Annotated in this window: 15 protein-coding genes; 2 read left to right on the forward strand and 13 right to left on the reverse strand. The window is 29.1% G+C overall.

Annotated elements, in window-relative coordinates; translation table 11 throughout:
* Positions 1-53: 53 nt before the first annotated feature.
* The 10 genes from purH to rpmH are packed head-to-tail and all read right to left on the reverse strand — an operon-like array spanning position 54 to position 10,742.
* Positions 54-1,586 carry a bifunctional phosphoribosylaminoimidazolecarboxamide formyltransferase/IMP cyclohydrolase gene (purH, locus tag CQA75_RS03730; RefSeq protein ID WP_137623711.1) on the reverse strand — a complete coding sequence of 511 codons (1,533 nt, stop codon included), beginning with the start codon at positions 1,584-1,586 and terminating at the stop codon, positions 54-56.
* Between the two features lie 18 nt (positions 1,587-1,604).
* On the reverse strand, positions 1,605-3,251 hold the full coding sequence (locus CQA75_RS03735; protein ID WP_137623712.1) for a tetratricopeptide repeat protein: 1,647 nt from the start codon (positions 3,249-3,251) through the stop codon (positions 1,605-1,607).
* 16 nt (positions 3,252-3,267) lie between these two features.
* The gene (locus tag CQA75_RS03740) at positions 3,268-4,038 is read right to left on the reverse strand and encodes a J domain-containing protein (RefSeq protein ID WP_137623713.1); all 771 of its coding nucleotides are present in this window, start codon (positions 4,036-4,038) and stop codon (positions 3,268-3,270) included.
* On the reverse strand, positions 4,035-6,221 hold the full coding sequence (gene purL, locus CQA75_RS03745) for a phosphoribosylformylglycinamidine synthase subunit PurL (protein WP_137623714.1): 2,187 nt from the start codon (positions 6,219-6,221) through the stop codon (positions 4,035-4,037). The genes CQA75_RS03740 and purL overlap by 4 nt, the downstream gene beginning before the upstream one ends.
* Positions 6,222-6,232: 11 nt before the next feature.
* Positions 6,233-7,561, reverse strand: a complete 1,329-nt coding sequence (mnmE, locus tag CQA75_RS03750; RefSeq protein ID WP_137623715.1) for a tRNA uridine-5-carboxymethylaminomethyl(34) synthesis GTPase MnmE — start codon at positions 7,559-7,561, stop codon at positions 6,233-6,235.
* Positions 7,554-8,369: a Jag N-terminal domain-containing protein gene (locus CQA75_RS03755; RefSeq protein ID WP_137623716.1), complete on the reverse strand. Its 816-nt coding sequence runs from the start codon at positions 8,367-8,369 to the stop codon at positions 7,554-7,556. The genes mnmE and CQA75_RS03755 overlap by 8 nt, the downstream gene beginning before the upstream one ends.
* Before the next feature lie 15 nt (positions 8,370-8,384).
* The gene (gene yidC, locus CQA75_RS03760; RefSeq protein ID WP_137623717.1) at positions 8,385-9,950 is read right to left on the reverse strand and encodes a membrane protein insertase YidC; all 1,566 of its coding nucleotides are present in this window, start codon (positions 9,948-9,950) and stop codon (positions 8,385-8,387) included.
* The gene (yidD, locus tag CQA75_RS03765; protein WP_137623718.1) at positions 9,950-10,297 is read right to left on the reverse strand and encodes a membrane protein insertion efficiency factor YidD; all 348 of its coding nucleotides are present in this window, start codon (positions 10,295-10,297) and stop codon (positions 9,950-9,952) included. The genes yidC and yidD overlap by 1 nt, the downstream gene beginning before the upstream one ends.
* The gene (gene rnpA / locus CQA75_RS03770; protein ID WP_137623719.1) at positions 10,285-10,611 is read right to left on the reverse strand and encodes a ribonuclease P protein component; all 327 of its coding nucleotides are present in this window, start codon (positions 10,609-10,611) and stop codon (positions 10,285-10,287) included. Before rnpA ends, yidD begins: the two co-directional genes overlap by 13 nt.
* Positions 10,608-10,742 carry a 50S ribosomal protein L34 gene (rpmH, locus tag CQA75_RS03775; RefSeq protein WP_087723277.1) on the reverse strand — a complete coding sequence of 45 codons (135 nt, stop codon included), beginning with the start codon at positions 10,740-10,742 and terminating at the stop codon, positions 10,608-10,610. The genes rnpA and rpmH overlap by 4 nt, the downstream gene beginning before the upstream one ends.
* A gap of 164 nt (positions 10,743-10,906) precedes the next feature.
* On the opposite strand from rpmH, the gene CQA75_RS09140 reads away from it, so the two are divergent.
* Complete coding sequence (locus CQA75_RS09140; RefSeq protein ID WP_171000076.1) at positions 10,907-11,518, forward strand: uracil-DNA glycosylase family protein; 612 nt, start codon at positions 10,907-10,909, stop codon at positions 11,516-11,518.
* Positions 11,515-12,711, forward strand: a complete 1,197-nt coding sequence (locus CQA75_RS03780) for a hypothetical protein (RefSeq protein WP_171000077.1) — start codon at positions 11,515-11,517, stop codon at positions 12,709-12,711. The genes CQA75_RS09140 and CQA75_RS03780 overlap by 4 nt, the downstream gene beginning before the upstream one ends.
* Here the strand turns inward: CQA75_RS03780 and CQA75_RS03785 are convergent.
* The 3 genes from CQA75_RS03785 to CQA75_RS03795 form a co-directional block, all read right to left on the reverse strand.
* Entirely contained in the window at positions 12,703-13,077 is a 375-nt protein-coding gene (locus CQA75_RS03785) for a YbgC/FadM family acyl-CoA thioesterase (RefSeq protein ID WP_137623720.1), read from the reverse strand. The genes CQA75_RS03780 and CQA75_RS03785 overlap by 9 nt on opposite strands.
* A 26-nt stretch (positions 13,078-13,103) precedes the next feature.
* Complete coding sequence (locus CQA75_RS03790) at positions 13,104-13,856, reverse strand: hypothetical protein (protein WP_137623721.1); 753 nt, start codon at positions 13,854-13,856, stop codon at positions 13,104-13,106.
* Between the two features lie 27 nt (positions 13,857-13,883).
* On the reverse strand, positions 13,884-15,177 hold a 1,294-nt coding region (locus CQA75_RS03795; protein ID WP_137623722.1), incomplete at its 5' end, for a hypothetical protein.

The following is a 15,177-nucleotide window of genomic DNA, read 5'->3' on the forward strand; positions in this document are numbered from 1 at the left end:
TGTACTTAAAATTATTTAAACTAAATTAAATAATATTTTAATTTTCAATAAATTTAATGTAAAAAATGTCTCACTCCGGTAAAATAAAGAGCCATAGCGTATTCATCCGCAGCTTTTATCACTTCATCATCCCTTATACTTCCACCAGGTTCAACTATAGCTTTAACTCCAACTTTACTTGCTTCATCTATGCTATCTCTAAATGGAAAGAAAGCTTCACTTGCCAAAACACAACCTTGTAAATCAAGTCCCATTTCATTAGCCTTAGCAATGGCTGCTTTTGCTGCATCAATTCTGCTCGTCATCCCCATACCTATAGCCACCATAGCTCCATTTTTAACATAAACAACATTATTTGATTTTGTAAATGCAGCAATTTTCATGGCAATTTCTAAATCTTGAAGTTCTTCCCTACTTGCTTCTCTTTTTGAAACAAGCTTGGCATTTTTAAGTTCATCATTGCCTACTTCATCGCTATTTTGATACACAAATCCACCATCGATATGTTTAAAATCATACGCATCAAAACTACGCACTAAATAAGGATTTTCTTGAGTGAAAATTTTAATACGTTTTTTACCCTCAAATACTTCCAAAGCCTCTTTACTTACATTTGCAGCGATTATCACTTCAACATAAATTTCATTTATTTTTTCAGCCAAGGTTTTATCAAGTGTTCCATTGATCGCAACCACTCCACCATAAGCACTTACATTATCACATTTTAATGCGCTAATATAGCTTTGCAAAAGATTTTCTTTGATTGCAAAACCACAAGGATTTCCATGTTTTACTATTGTAACTGCTGGAGAATCACCAAAACTACTGGCTAAATTTAAAGCCGCATTAATATCAGTAAAATTGTTAAAACTAGCTTCACCTTTAAGGGCTTTGAAATTGGTACTAAAGAAAGAATCAAACTCATATAAAGCACCTTTTTGATGAGGATTTTCCCCATATTTAGTATCAAAAACCTTTCGTCCTACTATAAATTTACTTGATCCAAAACCCCCATTAAAACGTTCATTCATATAATTTGCTATATAAGAATCATAATTTGCCGTATGTTCATAAGCTTTTATCATTAAATTTAAACGGAATTTTTCATCATTTTTTCCACTTTTTAAAGCCTCAATCACCTCTTCATAATCAAGCGGATTACAAATCACCATCACATCTTTATAATTTTTTGCCGCAGATCTGATCATTGCAGGTCCACCTATATCGATATTTTCTATGATTTCATCAAAGTCATCACTCATAATAGTAGTCTTTTTAAAAGGATATAAATTCACACATACCAAATCAATACCTAAAATTCCATTTTCTTTGGCTTGTTTAACATGATTTTCGTCATTTCTTTTATGTAAAATTCCGCCATGAATTTTAGGATGCAAGGTTTTTACTCGCCCTTCAAAAAGCTCAGGACTTTTTGTAAAATCACTCACTTCTACAACTTTTATCCCATTTTCTTTTAAAATTTTAAAAGTTCCACCCGTTGAAAGAAGCTCAAAACCTAAATTTTCAAGCTCTTTAGCAAATTCTACTATACCTTCTTTATCGCTAACACTAAGCAATGCTCTCATTTTATTCCTTTTAATTATTTATCTTGTAGTAGCCATATCAGTTTTATCACAATATGTTCTATCTAAAGTACAGGCCAGATTAAGGCATTTTCCACCTTCAGAGAGATTATATTCTCCACCCTTGCCAAATACATAAAAAATTCCTAAATTATAGCAAAATTTTGCCATATCACCTTTATTAATATCTGGAATATCATTATAACCACTGCAGGCTTTATAGTAAAATTTATGTGCTTTTTTATAATCTCGCTCTACTCCTAATCCTTTTGTATATAAAATACCTAAATTGCCACAAGCAATATAATTATTACCATTACAAGCTTTGGTATAAAATTCAACAGCTTTTTCATAATCTTGTTTTACACCTAGTCCTTTTGCATATAAAAAACCTAAATCATTGCACATAGGATAAACATTACCCTTGCAAGCTTTGGTGTAAAATTCAACAGCTTTTTTATAATCTTGTTTTGTGCCTAATCCTTTTACATATAAAATACCTAAATTACCACAAGAGGTATAAATATCATTATTACAAGCTTTGGTGTAAAATTGACTTGCTTTTTTATAGCTTTGTTTTACACCTAGCCCATTTGCATATAAAACTCCTAAATTATTACAAGCATTATAAACATTACCCTTACAAGCTTTGGCATAAAATTGACTTGCTTTTTTATAATCTTGTTCTACATCTACATACTGATATAACATACCTAAACTATAACAAGCATCATAAACATTACCATTGCAAGCTTTGGTATAAAGCTTAGAAAGTACTTTATAATCCACTTCCATATCTACTTTTTTATATTGAGATAACATACCTAAATTATAACAGGCAGAATAATTGTTAGCATTACAGGCTTTAGTATAAAATTCACTTGCTTTTTCATAATCTTGTTTTACACCTAATCCACCTTCATAAAAAACGCCTAAATTATAACAGGCAGAATAATTGTTAGCATTACAGGCTTTAGTATAAAGTTCATAAGCTTTTTTATAATTTTGTTCTACGCCTAGCCCATTTGCATAAATAAAAGCTAAACCATAACAAGATCCATAAATATTATTATTATCGCAAGCTTTTTCCCAAAACATTTTGGCCTTAGAATAATCCTGATTTACACCTCTACTATACATATAAGCAGTTCCTAAATTATTACAAGCATCATAAATATTATTATCACAAGCTTTGGTATAAAACTCAACAGCTTTTTTATAATCTTGTTTTACACCCAGTCCATTTGTATATAAAACTCCTAAATCATAACAAGCGTCATAAACATTACCCTTACAAGCTTTGGCATAAAGCTTGTAAATTGTTTTGTATTTTTGTTTTACACTTACTTTTTTATCCTTATATAGTTTAGCTAAATAGTAACAAGCACCATAAACATTGCCATTACAAGCTTTGATATAAAATTGACTTGCTTTTTCATAGCTTTGTTTTACTACACCTAGTCCTTGAATGTAAAAAGTACCTAAATAGAAACAAGCAGGATAATAATTATTTTTGCAAAGACCAGTCCATATTTCATAAGCTTTTTGATAATCTCCTTTTTTATAACACAAAGAACCTAAATTAAAACATTCTTTATTGCTTTTACACTCTTCTTTTGCTGCTAAAATTCCTAAAAATATAAACAAAAACAAACAAACTTTTTTCACTTTAACTCCTTAAAGATTACCTTTCTAAATACTTTTTAATTTTTTCATAAGCTTCGTTTATTTTTTGGAATTTTTCCACCCCTTTTTTGATTTCTTCTTCGCTAACATTGTTTGCATTTAAAATATCAGGATGGTATTTTTTCGCTAAATTTCGGTATTGTTTTTTTACAGCACTGATATCAGCATTTTTTGGTAATTCTAAAATTTCAAAAGCCTCATCTAGACTTATTTGTTGTTTAGAAGTATTTAAATTTGAAAAATTATTGATAAAATTCTCTAACTCATTCTGACTTATATCAAAAGCCTGTGCAATTTGTCCTAAAATTTCTTTCTTTTTAGGGCTAAATTCTGCATCAATAAAAGCCATAAAAACAAGCACTCTAAGCACATTAAAACGCTCACTTTTTGGCAAAGGAACTTCTCTTAAAAAATCTTTTGCAACCTCAAAAGCATCATTTAAATTTTCTTTGTGCTCATTAAAACTTGCTTTTAAAAATTCTCTTTCTCGCCTATCTTTTGCATTTGCATCTAAAATTTGGGTGATCATATCAGCTTCATCTTGACTGATTCTGCCGTCACTTTTTGCAATTTTTGCCAAAAGTGCAATCACATAATAATTCATCCGTCTTTTAATTTCATCCATTCTCTCTTCAACTACTCCACGCATAAAGCCTTTTGCAAAACCTTTCACACCGCGTGCAGTAGAATTAAAAAAATCTTGTTTTTCCCAAGTTTTATAATACCAATAAAAAATCAAGATAACTAAAATGATTAAAATTAAACTCATTGAATTTGCTCTTTAAAACTTTCAAAATAAAGATTTTCAAGCTCTTTTTTACTTAAATTAATTTCATCGAGTCTAAAACAATCCTCATCGGTACTTACGCCTAATTTGTGAGTTTTTATCTTAAACTCTTGAATTAATTGTAAAAATTGCTCTTCACATGTTTCATCAACGCCTACTATAACACGACTAAAGCTTTCATCAAAAATCATTTTTTTATCGCTAAAACCACTTTTTAAAATCGCACCTTTTTTAGAAATAGCACACATTTTTGCCAAAGTTATAGCAATACCGCCAACTCCTACACTATTTGCACATTCAAGCAAGGATTCTTGATTTGCTTTATAAAGAAAATCCCAAAGCATTAATTCTGCTTTATAATCTATATTTTTAAGATTTCCTGCTACTTTTTTATCTTGAATTTTCATCACTAAAGAACCGGCAAAATGACCTAAAGTTTCTCCTAGAAGATAGATTCTAATTCCAGCCTTATCAAAATTTGCTTTTAAAACGCGATTAGAATTTTCTAAAACGCCAACATTTACAATCGTAGGACTTGGATAAATACTCACCCCTTCTGTTTCATTATATAAAGAGACATTACCGCTAACCACTGGAGTATTTAATTCTTTACAAGCTTCCTTAATGCCTTCACATCCTTGTGCAAATTGCCACATCACTTCAGGATTTTGCGGATTTCCATAATTTAAACAATCGCTAATCGCTAAAGGCTTAGCTCCCGTACAAGCTACTTTTCTTCCAGCACTTGCCACAGCAGCACTTGCGCCTACTTTTGGATCAATATAATTTAAACGAGAATTGCATTCTATAGCCATTGCTATTGCTGCATTGTTTTCTTTTACGCGTATAACACTCGCACCTAATTTTCCATCGGCTTTAATTGTATTGGTTTGTACGCTTGAATCAAATTGATCATAAACAAAAGCTTTATCATTAACATTTTCATTTTTTATCATCTGAATAAATAAATCTTGTATATCATTTTTTAATTCAAATTGATAATCTTTAATGCTATCTAGATATTTTGGCTTACTTATTGGACGATCTAAAATAGGTGCTTTTTCACTTAAAGGCTCAATAGGTATCATTCCTACAAGCTCATTATTCCAAAAAAGCTCCATATTTCCCGTATCTGTCACTTCACCAATCACAACAGCATCTAAATCCCATTTTTTAAAAATTTCTATAACTTGATTTTCGCAACCTTTTTTTGCACAAATAAGCATTCTTTCTTGAGATTCACTAAGCATCAATTCGTAAGGCGTCATACCACTTTCACGCATAGGAGTTTTTTCAAGATAAAGCTTCATTCCACTTCCGCTTCGTCCTGCCATTTCAAAAGAACTTGAAGTAAGTCCAGCGGCTCCCATATCTTGAATTCCTACAATCAAATCACTTTTAAAAAGCTCTAAACACGCCTCCATTAAAAGTTTTTCACTGAAAGGATCTCCTATTTGTACTGTTGGTCTTAAACTTTTATTTTGCTCATTAAAGCTATCGCTAGCCATAACAGCACCACCAAGCCCATCTCTACCCGTTTTTGATCCTACATAAATTACAGGATTTCCTACCCCTTCAGCTTTAGCATAAAAAATATCTTCTTTTTTACAAATTCCTAACGCAAATGCATTGACTAAAATATTTCCATTAAAACATTCATCAAAAGAACATTCTCCACCTATGGTTGGAACACCCATACAATTTCCATAATGAGAAATTCCACTTACAACACCTTTTACAAGATATTTTTGATGATTTCCATATTTTTCATCATAAATATTTCCAAATTTTAAAGAATTAAGTCCAGCAACAACTCTTGCACCCATAGTAAAAACATCGCGTAAAATTCCACCTACTCCAGTTGCCGCCCCAGCAAAAGGTTCAATAAAGCTAGGATGATTATGACTTTCAACCTTAAAAACCGCTGCCATATCTTGACCTATATCTATCACCCCTGCATTTTCACCAGGACCTTGAATTACCCAAGGCGCTTTGGTTGGAAAACCATTAAGGTATTTTTTACTTGATTTGTAAGAGCAATGCTCACTCCACATAGCAGAAATAACACCTAATTCAAGTAAATTAGGTTCTCGTCCAAGAATTTCTAAAATTTGATCATATTCTTCATCGCTGATTTTATGTGCTTTTATAATTTCTTTATCCATTTTATTACCTTTCATTTTCCTAAACAAAAATTACTAAACATTTCATCTAAAATTTCATCTCTTTCAAAATCTTTAGTAAATTTAGAAAGTTCGCCTATTGCCAAATTTAATTCAAATGCAAAAAGCTCTAGAGAATTTTCTTTTAAAAGATCTTTTGCTCTTGATATAGCCTCACTTGCAATTTTGCAAGAATTAATTAACTCCAAAGAACTTACCATAGTATCTTCAGCATCAAAAGAATTGAGATATTTTTCCAATTCCTCTTTAAGCAAATTAATATCATTTTGGGCGCTAAGTTTTATAAAATCTATATTTTGACTATTTTCAAAAACCTCATACAAATCACTTTTGTTTAAAATCCAAAATACCTTTTTATCGCTATCTTGCAATAAATTATAAATTTCTAAATCTTCTTTATCTTCTTTTCTAGAAGAATCAAAAACAGCCAAAATGATATCCGCATCTTTTAAACTTTTTTTACTTAACTCTACACCTATTTGTTCTATTTTATCTTTACTTTCTCTAATGCCTGCTGTATCGATAATGCGAAGCAAATAAGAACCTAATTTAAAATTTTCCTCTATGGTATCACGAGTTGTCCCTGCTATATCTGAAACTATGGCTCTTTTATAAGAAAGTAAAGCATTTAAAAGAGAAGATTTTCCAACATTTGGTTTGCCTACTATAGCTATTTTAAAACCTTCTATAAGTCCTTTTTTGCTTTGAGAAATCGTATAAATTTCTCTTAAAATTTTAGCATTATCTTGACACATAAGGCTAATTTGCTCTAATAAATCGGACGGCAAATCGTCATCAGCATAATCAATACTTGTTTCTACAAAAGCCAAAGTTTTAACCAAATCGGTGCGAATTTTTTCTAAAAGGTCTCCTAAATCACCTCGCATATTTCTTGCGATAACTTTAGCTGCAAGAGCAGATTTTGAAACGATTAAATCTTGTATGTTTAAAGCCTTTAAAGGAGTCATTTTTCCATTTAAACATGCTCTTTTGCTAAATTCTCCAGCTTGAGCTAATCTAGCTCCTAAATTTACAAGCTCATCAAGCAAAATCTCACTCACGCTAAAACCACCGTGAATTTGAAATTCCACTATATCTTCACCTGTAAAACTAAAAGGCGCTTTAAAATATATAATTATAGCCTCATCTAAAAATTCATCTTTGTGATTATAAAGCTTGGTAAAAGTAGCATAACGCGGAATTAATTCTTTTTTTTTGCTTATTTTTGATGCAATTTCTAAAGCTCTTTCACCGCTTAATCTTACAATAGAAATCGAACCTATTCCGTGCGCTGTTGCAATTGCTACTATAGTATCATTCATCTTTTTTTAAAAAATCATTTATAACTATAAATCTTTGATTATTATTTTGCTTAATACCCACATACTTATGCGGAAATTCACTTCTTAGTCTTTCTAAAGCAATCTTAATTAAAACACCATCCAATGGCTTTGTTTGACCACTTCCATAAAGTCTAATTTTTTCAACAACGCTTTGAAGATAACCTTGCATACCTTGAATTTGATCCTCTAAAAAATGAGATATTTCAAGACGCACTAAAAGATTATATCTCGCATTAATCCAGCTATGTAAAAGATAAGAAATAGCTTTATAGCGATGAGCTTCTTTTCCTATAAGCAAAGCAGCATCTTCGCCATCTAAATGGATAAAGACGCTTTCTTCATTATACATTTTTAATTCTTTTAAGGCAATATCAAAACAAGTGGAATTAAGCAATTTTTCAAGCTGAATCTTAATTTCATCTAAAATATTTTGGATATTTCTAGTGTCTTTGCTTTCGCGATGAAAACTATCAAAAATCTTATCGTTTTTAACGATATAATTTTCTTTAGGTTTTATGTTTTCTATTGTAATGCTTTCTTTATTTTCTTCTATTTTTTCACAAAAATTTTTTTCATGGATTTTATTTGTTTGGAAATTCTTTTTTGTGTTTTTCTTAAATTGTTTTTTTTTGCTTTCAACCTCGATAATAATATTTTTACAACCAAAACCCAAAAAACCTTTTTTTGGGAGTTGTGTAATAGTATATTCTAGATCAACAACAGAACAATCTAAACTTTTAGAAGCTTCAATCAATGCTTCTTCAAGATCTTTAGCTTCAACTCTCATTTTTTGCACTCCATTTTATTTTTTATGATGTTCTTTAGCAAAAATTTTATTAATAATCAGTTGCTGAATAAAAGAACAAAGATTGTTAATAAACCAATAAAGAGTAAGTCCTGCAGGGAAAGTCACAAAAAAGAAAGTAAATACCACAGGTAAAAATTTCATAATCTTAGCCTGCATAGGATCTTGAATTGTCATCGGTGTAACAAGTTGTTGTACAAACATTGTTGCTCCCATTAAAATCGGAAGAACAAAATAAGGATCCATAATCGATAAGTCATGTATCCAAAATATCCAAGGTGCAGCTTTTAACTCAATAGCATTTAATAACACGCGATAAATTGCAAAGAAAATTGGAATTTGTAAAAGTATAGGCAAACATCCACTCATAGGATTTGCACCGTGTTTTTTATAAAGTTCCATCATATGAACATTCATTTTTTGAGGATCGCCCTTATAACGCTCTCTTAGCTCTTTCATTTTTGGAGCTAAATCTTTTAATTTATTCATAGAAATCATAGATTTGTAGGTTAAAGGGAATAAAATAAGACGGATGATTAGCACCATTACAACTATAGACCAACCCCAATTTCCTATGTGATTGTGCAAGAAATTTAAAAATACAAACATAGGCTTTGCAATAAAAGTAAACCAGCCGTATTCAACTACAGCTTCAAGACGAGGATCTATACTTCTTAATATTGCATGCTCTTTTGATCCTATATAACCCCCCGCTTCAAATTTATTATCACTAGAGGCAAAAACTAAAGGATTTTCATGAGTATCTTTTCCTATGGTTACACTTAAAGGTTTTTCAAAATTGTAAAAAAATGTAGCATAATATCTATCAAAAGCCGATGTCATCCAGATATTTTGCATATTCTCTTCTTTATCCACTTTTCCATCTTCAAAAGTATGGATGGTTTCTTTATCATCCATAGCTAATGCTCCATGCACTGTGTAAGTATCAACCGCTATATCAGGGCGAGAACCTGGGCTTATAAAATAATGGCTATTTTTATTAAGACTAACTTCAATTTTATAATTTCCCAAAGGATAAAAAGTGATATTTTTTTCAACAATCAAACCAGAAGAAAGTTTTTGAGTAAGTTTTATAGCTTTGCTACCATTTTCATCCACAAAAAGCTCTTTACAATCTGTACTATAAGGAGTTTTAAAAGCCTCAGCATTTATAGTTTCATCACTAAAACGCATCTCCAAAGGATAAGGAAAGCTATTTTTAGGAATCAAATTGATAAATTCGCCATTTTCATTTTGATATTTTTTATCTTTAAGATAAAAACTTGCAATTCTACCCAAAGCATCAATTTTAGCCTCAAAATGATCGCTTTTAATATCAGCTATAATCTGATTTTGTAAAGCATTCTCTTGAATTTCTACAGGTTGAGCGTTATGTTTTGGTGCGTTAAATTGTGAATTAGTTTCAACTTTTGTGATATTTTGATTTAATTTAGGAGGATTTTTTGGTATAAAAAAATAATCATACACAATAAAAAATAAAAAAGAAAGCACTACGGCTAAAAGTATGCGTTTTTGTTGAAAAAAATTATTTGTATTATTCACTAGCTTATCCTTTTAAATATAATTTTGACAAAATAAAAAGTTCTATCATTATAGGGTATATAAAAATAGCAAAGTTTTTTTTGAGATAAAAAAATTGGTTTAAAACAAAAATTGTAAGGAGTTATTTTTTTTCTAATTTTTGGATAATCAAACCCACCTTTAAAAAAAGGATTACATCTTAAAATTCTCATAAGAGTGAAATAAAAAGCTGAAAAAAAATCTTTTTTTTGGAATTGCCAATAAGCATATTCTGAACAAGAAGGATAAAATCTACATACAGAAGGCTTAAGTGGGCTTAAAAATTTTTGATAAATCATTAACAATTTTAAACACGCTATTTTAAACATTGTAGCTTCTTTAAACCCCATTTTAAGCTTCTCTCTAATTTAGAAAAAGAAAATTGAGTGATTTCATTTTTCGCAACAAAAATATATTTTCCATTATAAATTTCTGTTTCAATTTGAGAAAATAAAGCTCTTAAGATACGCTTGGAGCGATTTCTAATCACTGCTTTTCCAACTTTTTTACTTGCAACAACTGCCATTTTTTGCTCATCGCATTTGAGATAAAAAATAATAATGCCATCACAATACCATTTTTTTCCCAATTTATATACAGCTGAAAATTCTTCATTTTTGCTGATTTTTTCAAAAAATTTCACACAGCGAGTCTTTTTCTACCTTTAGCACGTCTTGCATTGATCACTTTGCGACCATTTTTACTTTTCATTCTAACACGAAATCCGTGAGTACGTTTTCTTGGAGTACCATGTGGTTGATAAGTTCTTTTCATTTTAAATTTTCCTTAATTTTATTTTTGAAAATAAAGAATAAAAGCGAATTTTACCTTAATCTTACTTATAAATTGCTTTTATAGTTAAGATTAATTTTTTTTTGCTAAATTTTTAAAAAAATCAGTATTTTTAATTTTATAGATAATTTTTAAGTTTGCAGTCAATGATAAGAAGTTTATATTATTTAAAAGCTATGGGATATAATTTTACAGACAATAAGCCTCATAAGATTTTATCAAAAATAAAAAATTTTGAAGACTTAAGATCAAATGTACAAAAATGCAATCTATGTCATTTTTCAAAATTCCGTCGTTTTACGCTAATGGAAAATCAATTAAAACCAGTTAATTTAATGATTTTAGATACTTTTGGACAAAAGATTGAAAATGAAAATGGTTGCATTTTAGAATCAAAAAAAGGTAAAACATTGCAAAGTTATATTTATAATATCTTAGGGCTTGAAAAAGAGCAATTTTATTTTTCATATCTTTTTAAATGTTTTTCTAATGGAAAATTTGATGATTTTTCGCTACAATCTTGCTTACCATTTTTTTGGAATGAAGTAGAATTACTTCAACCTAAATTCATCCTTTGCTTGGGAGAATATGCTTTTAATAGCTTGGGTTTTTCCGATTTTAATGCTTTAAGAGGAGAAATTTTTACTCATAAAGATTTCTTTTTTATGGCTAGTTTTGAACTTGAATTTATAGAAAAAAATCCAAGTTATGAAAAAAAATTTATAGAAGATCTAAAAAAAATTAAAGGATTTTTATGAAAAAAATATTATTAATTTTGGGATTATGTTTTTGCTTTCTTGTAGCTAGAGAACAACGATTAGTAGATATACCGCCTTCTGAGAATTTTTATCCCAATCTAAGCACTCAAGAATGTGGGATAAACTGTCTTTTTGACCTATTAGAATCTAGACTTTACCTTAGTTTTTTAAGTGAATTTAGCGATCAAAAAGATCAATTTTTATCCAATGTTTATGCAAAACTTTTAAATTCTATTACAGATTTTGATCAAGCTGTACAAAAAATTACAGCAGTTAAATTGGCCATTATTATTCCTGAAAAAACAATTAAAAGCTATTCTAACACTATTGTAAATTCTAGCATTGCCTATCTTTTAAGACAAAGAGCAGATATTAAAGTTAAAGTATTTTTAATAGGCACAGAAGATGAAAACAAAATACACCAAACTCTTGATCAAATAGAAGCTCAAGGTTATCAATATGTTATTGCAGCTTTTACTCTAAAGGGCGCTTACGCTCTTAAAGATTATTCTAAGAATATGAAGATATTTATCCCAACTCTTCATAAAAATTTTGCCTCTAATTTAAATCAAAATATAATTTTTGGTAGCATAGATTATGATGCTCAAATTATGGCTCTTTTACAAAAAGCTAACTCCAATATAGCAATTTTTGGAGATAATTCTATTTTATCAGATAACCTAAATACACGTATATTACTCAATAGTAAAAATCAAAATGCAAGAATTTATAAAATTGATGGAGAAAAACTTGATTTTTATAAATTACTAAGATCTCAAGGAAGTTTAAATCAAGCTTCTATTTTTTTTAATACACCTTTAGTAAAAACAGCGCTTACAAGCTCTCAATTACGTGTTTATAATATACATCCTTATATATTATTATCCACTCAAATAAACTATAATCCTGCATTTTTAAATCTTACTCAAGAAGCTGATAGAAAAAATTTTATTATTGCAAATTCTATTAATAATCATGACGATAATTTATCTTATTTGAATGAAATTTTTAACCAAAATATAGATTACAATTGGGTAGCTTACGCAACAAGCATAGGAACTGATTATTTTTATACCAATTTTTTAAATCAAGAAAGCAAAAGTATTTTTGATGAAAAAATTGAAGACTCGCAGGTTTTATACAAAGTCCATCTGATGCAAAGCGTCAAATCAAATTTTGAAGAATTAAAATAATTCTTCAAAAAGTTTTTTAATTTCTGGTTCCATTCTGGCAGGTTTTTCTTTTTTTATATAAGCAAGAGTTCCATTTAATTTAAAAATCCTATCTTTATCCTTGTAAATTTCTTGCAAAATTTCCACAGAAGCATTTTTAATTTCTAAAATTTTTGTTTCAACTTCTATTATATCTCCAAGTTTAGCAGGTTTTATAAAATTACAATTTGCTTTTGTAAGCAAAAAATGGCCATTAGTAGCATCAAATATCAAAGCTTTTTTAGAAAATAAAACTTCACTTCTAGCTCTTTCGCAAAATTTTAAATAATTGCTATGATAGACCACTCCGCCAGCATCCGTATCTTCGTAATAAACTCTTATCTTCATCCTAGTCCTTTTTTATATCTAAGTTTTTATTTTACCCTTAAATTTATTAAGAAAGGTGAAAAAGTAAATTTCTTATTCAAATATAAAGCCTTAATATTATTTTGCGCTAAAGCTTCTAAAATCTCTATAAGTTCAAACTTATTTAAAACTTTAAAATCATTAAGAAGTTTTAAATAAAGCTCTAAACTCATTTTAGAATCTAAGTCTGTATTGACTTGAAGTTCTCTAAGATTTTTCTTACTTATATAAAAACGTTGATCTTTAAAATAAAAATAAAATTTTAAATTCTTATCTTTTAGTAAAAAATTATAAAAACTCATAAGACTTTCTTTATTGTTTAAATCTAAAAAATTAAGATAAAAATTCTTTTCTTCTAAAGCCAATTTTAAATCATTTAAAGTATGAAAAGTATTAAAACTTTCATCGTTTTTTAAAGCATAAACGATATTTTTATGTTCTTGTTTTTGAGTGATGGTGTATTGCAATAAAGGATTTTTATAATGTGTATCGCTATTGATTAAAACATTAATATAAAAAATATCTTGAGTCTTTTTAGTTAATTGAAGTAAAGACATAAGTACAGAAGGGATATAAAAAGAATTGATATCTAAATTTAGATACTTATTGTAAGTATTTACATAAGTTAATTCTTGATTAAAAACTAAAGGCTGTTCTTTTAAATTAAAAAGCATTGTTCCGCCTAATCCTACCAAACCTAGATTTTTTAAATTTTCTAAAGCTTTTCTTTTTTCTAAATCAATTTGAAGTATTTTTTGCATTGTTTTTCCTTTCTTTAAATATATTCTTTACTCTTTAATCCCATGTTCTTTAGCATAAGCTCTTATCTTAGCTCTAAGTTCTTCTGGAAAATTATAACGATTAATAGCGGGGATTCTAGGATCAAGGAGTCTATCAAGCTTATGTCTTTTATAATACCATTCTAGCTTTTCAGGGGTAAAATAATAAGGGGCATTAGGATAACCTTGAGGAGGGGTTAAGGCTGCGAGTTTGGCTTGCAAATAAAGCTCTTCTAGATAAGTTTCTACCTTTGCTTCACTCCAGCGATTAGGTATATCATAACTATAATTTCTTGCACAACCTTTTTTATAAGCATCTATTTCTTGATCAAATTTCCATCTGCTTTCAGGAGTAGAATTCTTTAATTTACCGTCACTAACTACATATGACAATGTTTTCATTACCTTATTATCAATATCATAAATAAAATTATACTCGTTTGGATCTATAATCCATTCTGTAGAGATTAATTCATCTAAAAAAGGAAGCATACCATATTTATCATAGGGAGGATGTTTGGCAAAGTTTTTGATAATTTGTTGTTTTAAAGGGTTATCATATATTTCAATTGAACGATAGTATAAAGCTTCTAAAGCATCTTTATCTCCTAATTGTACTCCAAGCCAAAGAGCTTGAAAGCCTCTTGATTTTAACCCTGCACTGCTAAGCTCTATGGCCGCATTATAAAAAGCTTTTTTATTACCTAATATACCTAAACAAAGCTGATATTCTCCTGCAATTAAATCAGAGGCTAGAGTACCCGACTTATCTCCAAAAGCCGCATAAGCTCCATGTTTAAGAGCATCTTCATAAAGTTTTTTACTACTGTCTTTAAGCTGAGCAAAATGAAACCTACCATCAAATACTGTATATTTCATTATAATGGAATAAGCATATAAACCCCAATAAGCATCTCCTAAGTCATACTTGTCTATAAGCTCATTATAGATTCTTATACTTCTATAAGTAGAATCTGCAAATTCTTGAATTAAACTTTCCAATAAAGCTTTATTATCTTCATCTTGATATAATTCATTCACAATGGATATAAAATAATCTTTTGAATATCCAAGTTCTGCTAAAACAAGTCCTGCCTTATAATCTTTACCTTGTTCATAAGCATAACTTAAATTCTTAATAGCTTTGTGAAAAAGATCATATCCTTTATAACCTAATCTACTAGCTTCTTTATAATCTTTTACTCCTTCTTTATAAGCATCAATAAATCTTTTTTCTTTAGGTCTTTTAGGTCTTACTAAAGCACTATCATTTAAATCTACAGGAGTACATACCAAACCACTT

The sequence above is a fragment of the Campylobacter taeniopygiae genome (assembly GCF_005406225.1).
In the GTDB taxonomy this organism is placed as follows: domain Bacteria; phylum Campylobacterota; class Campylobacteria; order Campylobacterales; family Campylobacteraceae; genus Campylobacter_D; species Campylobacter_D taeniopygiae.

Bases quoted from the DNA above. Each gene is read 5' to 3' on its own strand.
- purH (WP_137623711.1), bottom strand. From the start codon at position 1,586: ATGAGAGCATTGCTTAGTGTTAGCGATAAAGAAGGTATAGTAGAATTT.
- CQA75_RS03740 (WP_137623713.1), bottom strand. From the start codon at position 4,038: ATGAGTTTAATTTTAATCATTTTAGTTATCTTGATTTTTTATTGGTAT.
- purL (WP_137623714.1), bottom strand. From the start codon at position 6,221: ATGGATAAAGAAATTATAAAAGCACATAAAATCAGCGATGAAGAATAT.
- mnmE (WP_137623715.1), bottom strand. From the start codon at position 7,561: ATGAATGATACTATAGTAGCAATTGCAACAGCGCACGGAATAGGTTCG.
- CQA75_RS03755 (WP_137623716.1), bottom strand. From the start codon at position 8,369: ATGAGAGTTGAAGCTAAAGATCTTGAAGAAGCATTGATTGAAGCTTCT.
- yidD (WP_137623718.1), bottom strand. From the start codon at position 10,297: ATGTTTAAAATAGCGTGTTTAAAATTGTTAATGATTTATCAAAAATTT.
- rpmH (WP_087723277.1), bottom strand. From the start codon at position 10,742: ATGAAAAGAACTTATCAACCACATGGTACTCCAAGAAAACGTACTCAC.
- CQA75_RS09140 (WP_171000076.1), top strand. From the start codon at position 10,907: ATGATAAGAAGTTTATATTATTTAAAAGCTATGGGATATAATTTTACA.
- CQA75_RS03780 (WP_171000077.1), top strand. From the start codon at position 11,515: ATGAAAAAAATATTATTAATTTTGGGATTATGTTTTTGCTTTCTTGTA.
- CQA75_RS03785 (WP_137623720.1), bottom strand. From the start codon at position 13,077: ATGAAGATAAGAGTTTATTACGAAGATACGGATGCTGGCGGAGTGGTC.
- CQA75_RS03790 (WP_137623721.1), bottom strand. From the start codon at position 13,856: ATGCAAAAAATACTTCAAATTGATTTAGAAAAAAGAAAAGCTTTAGAA.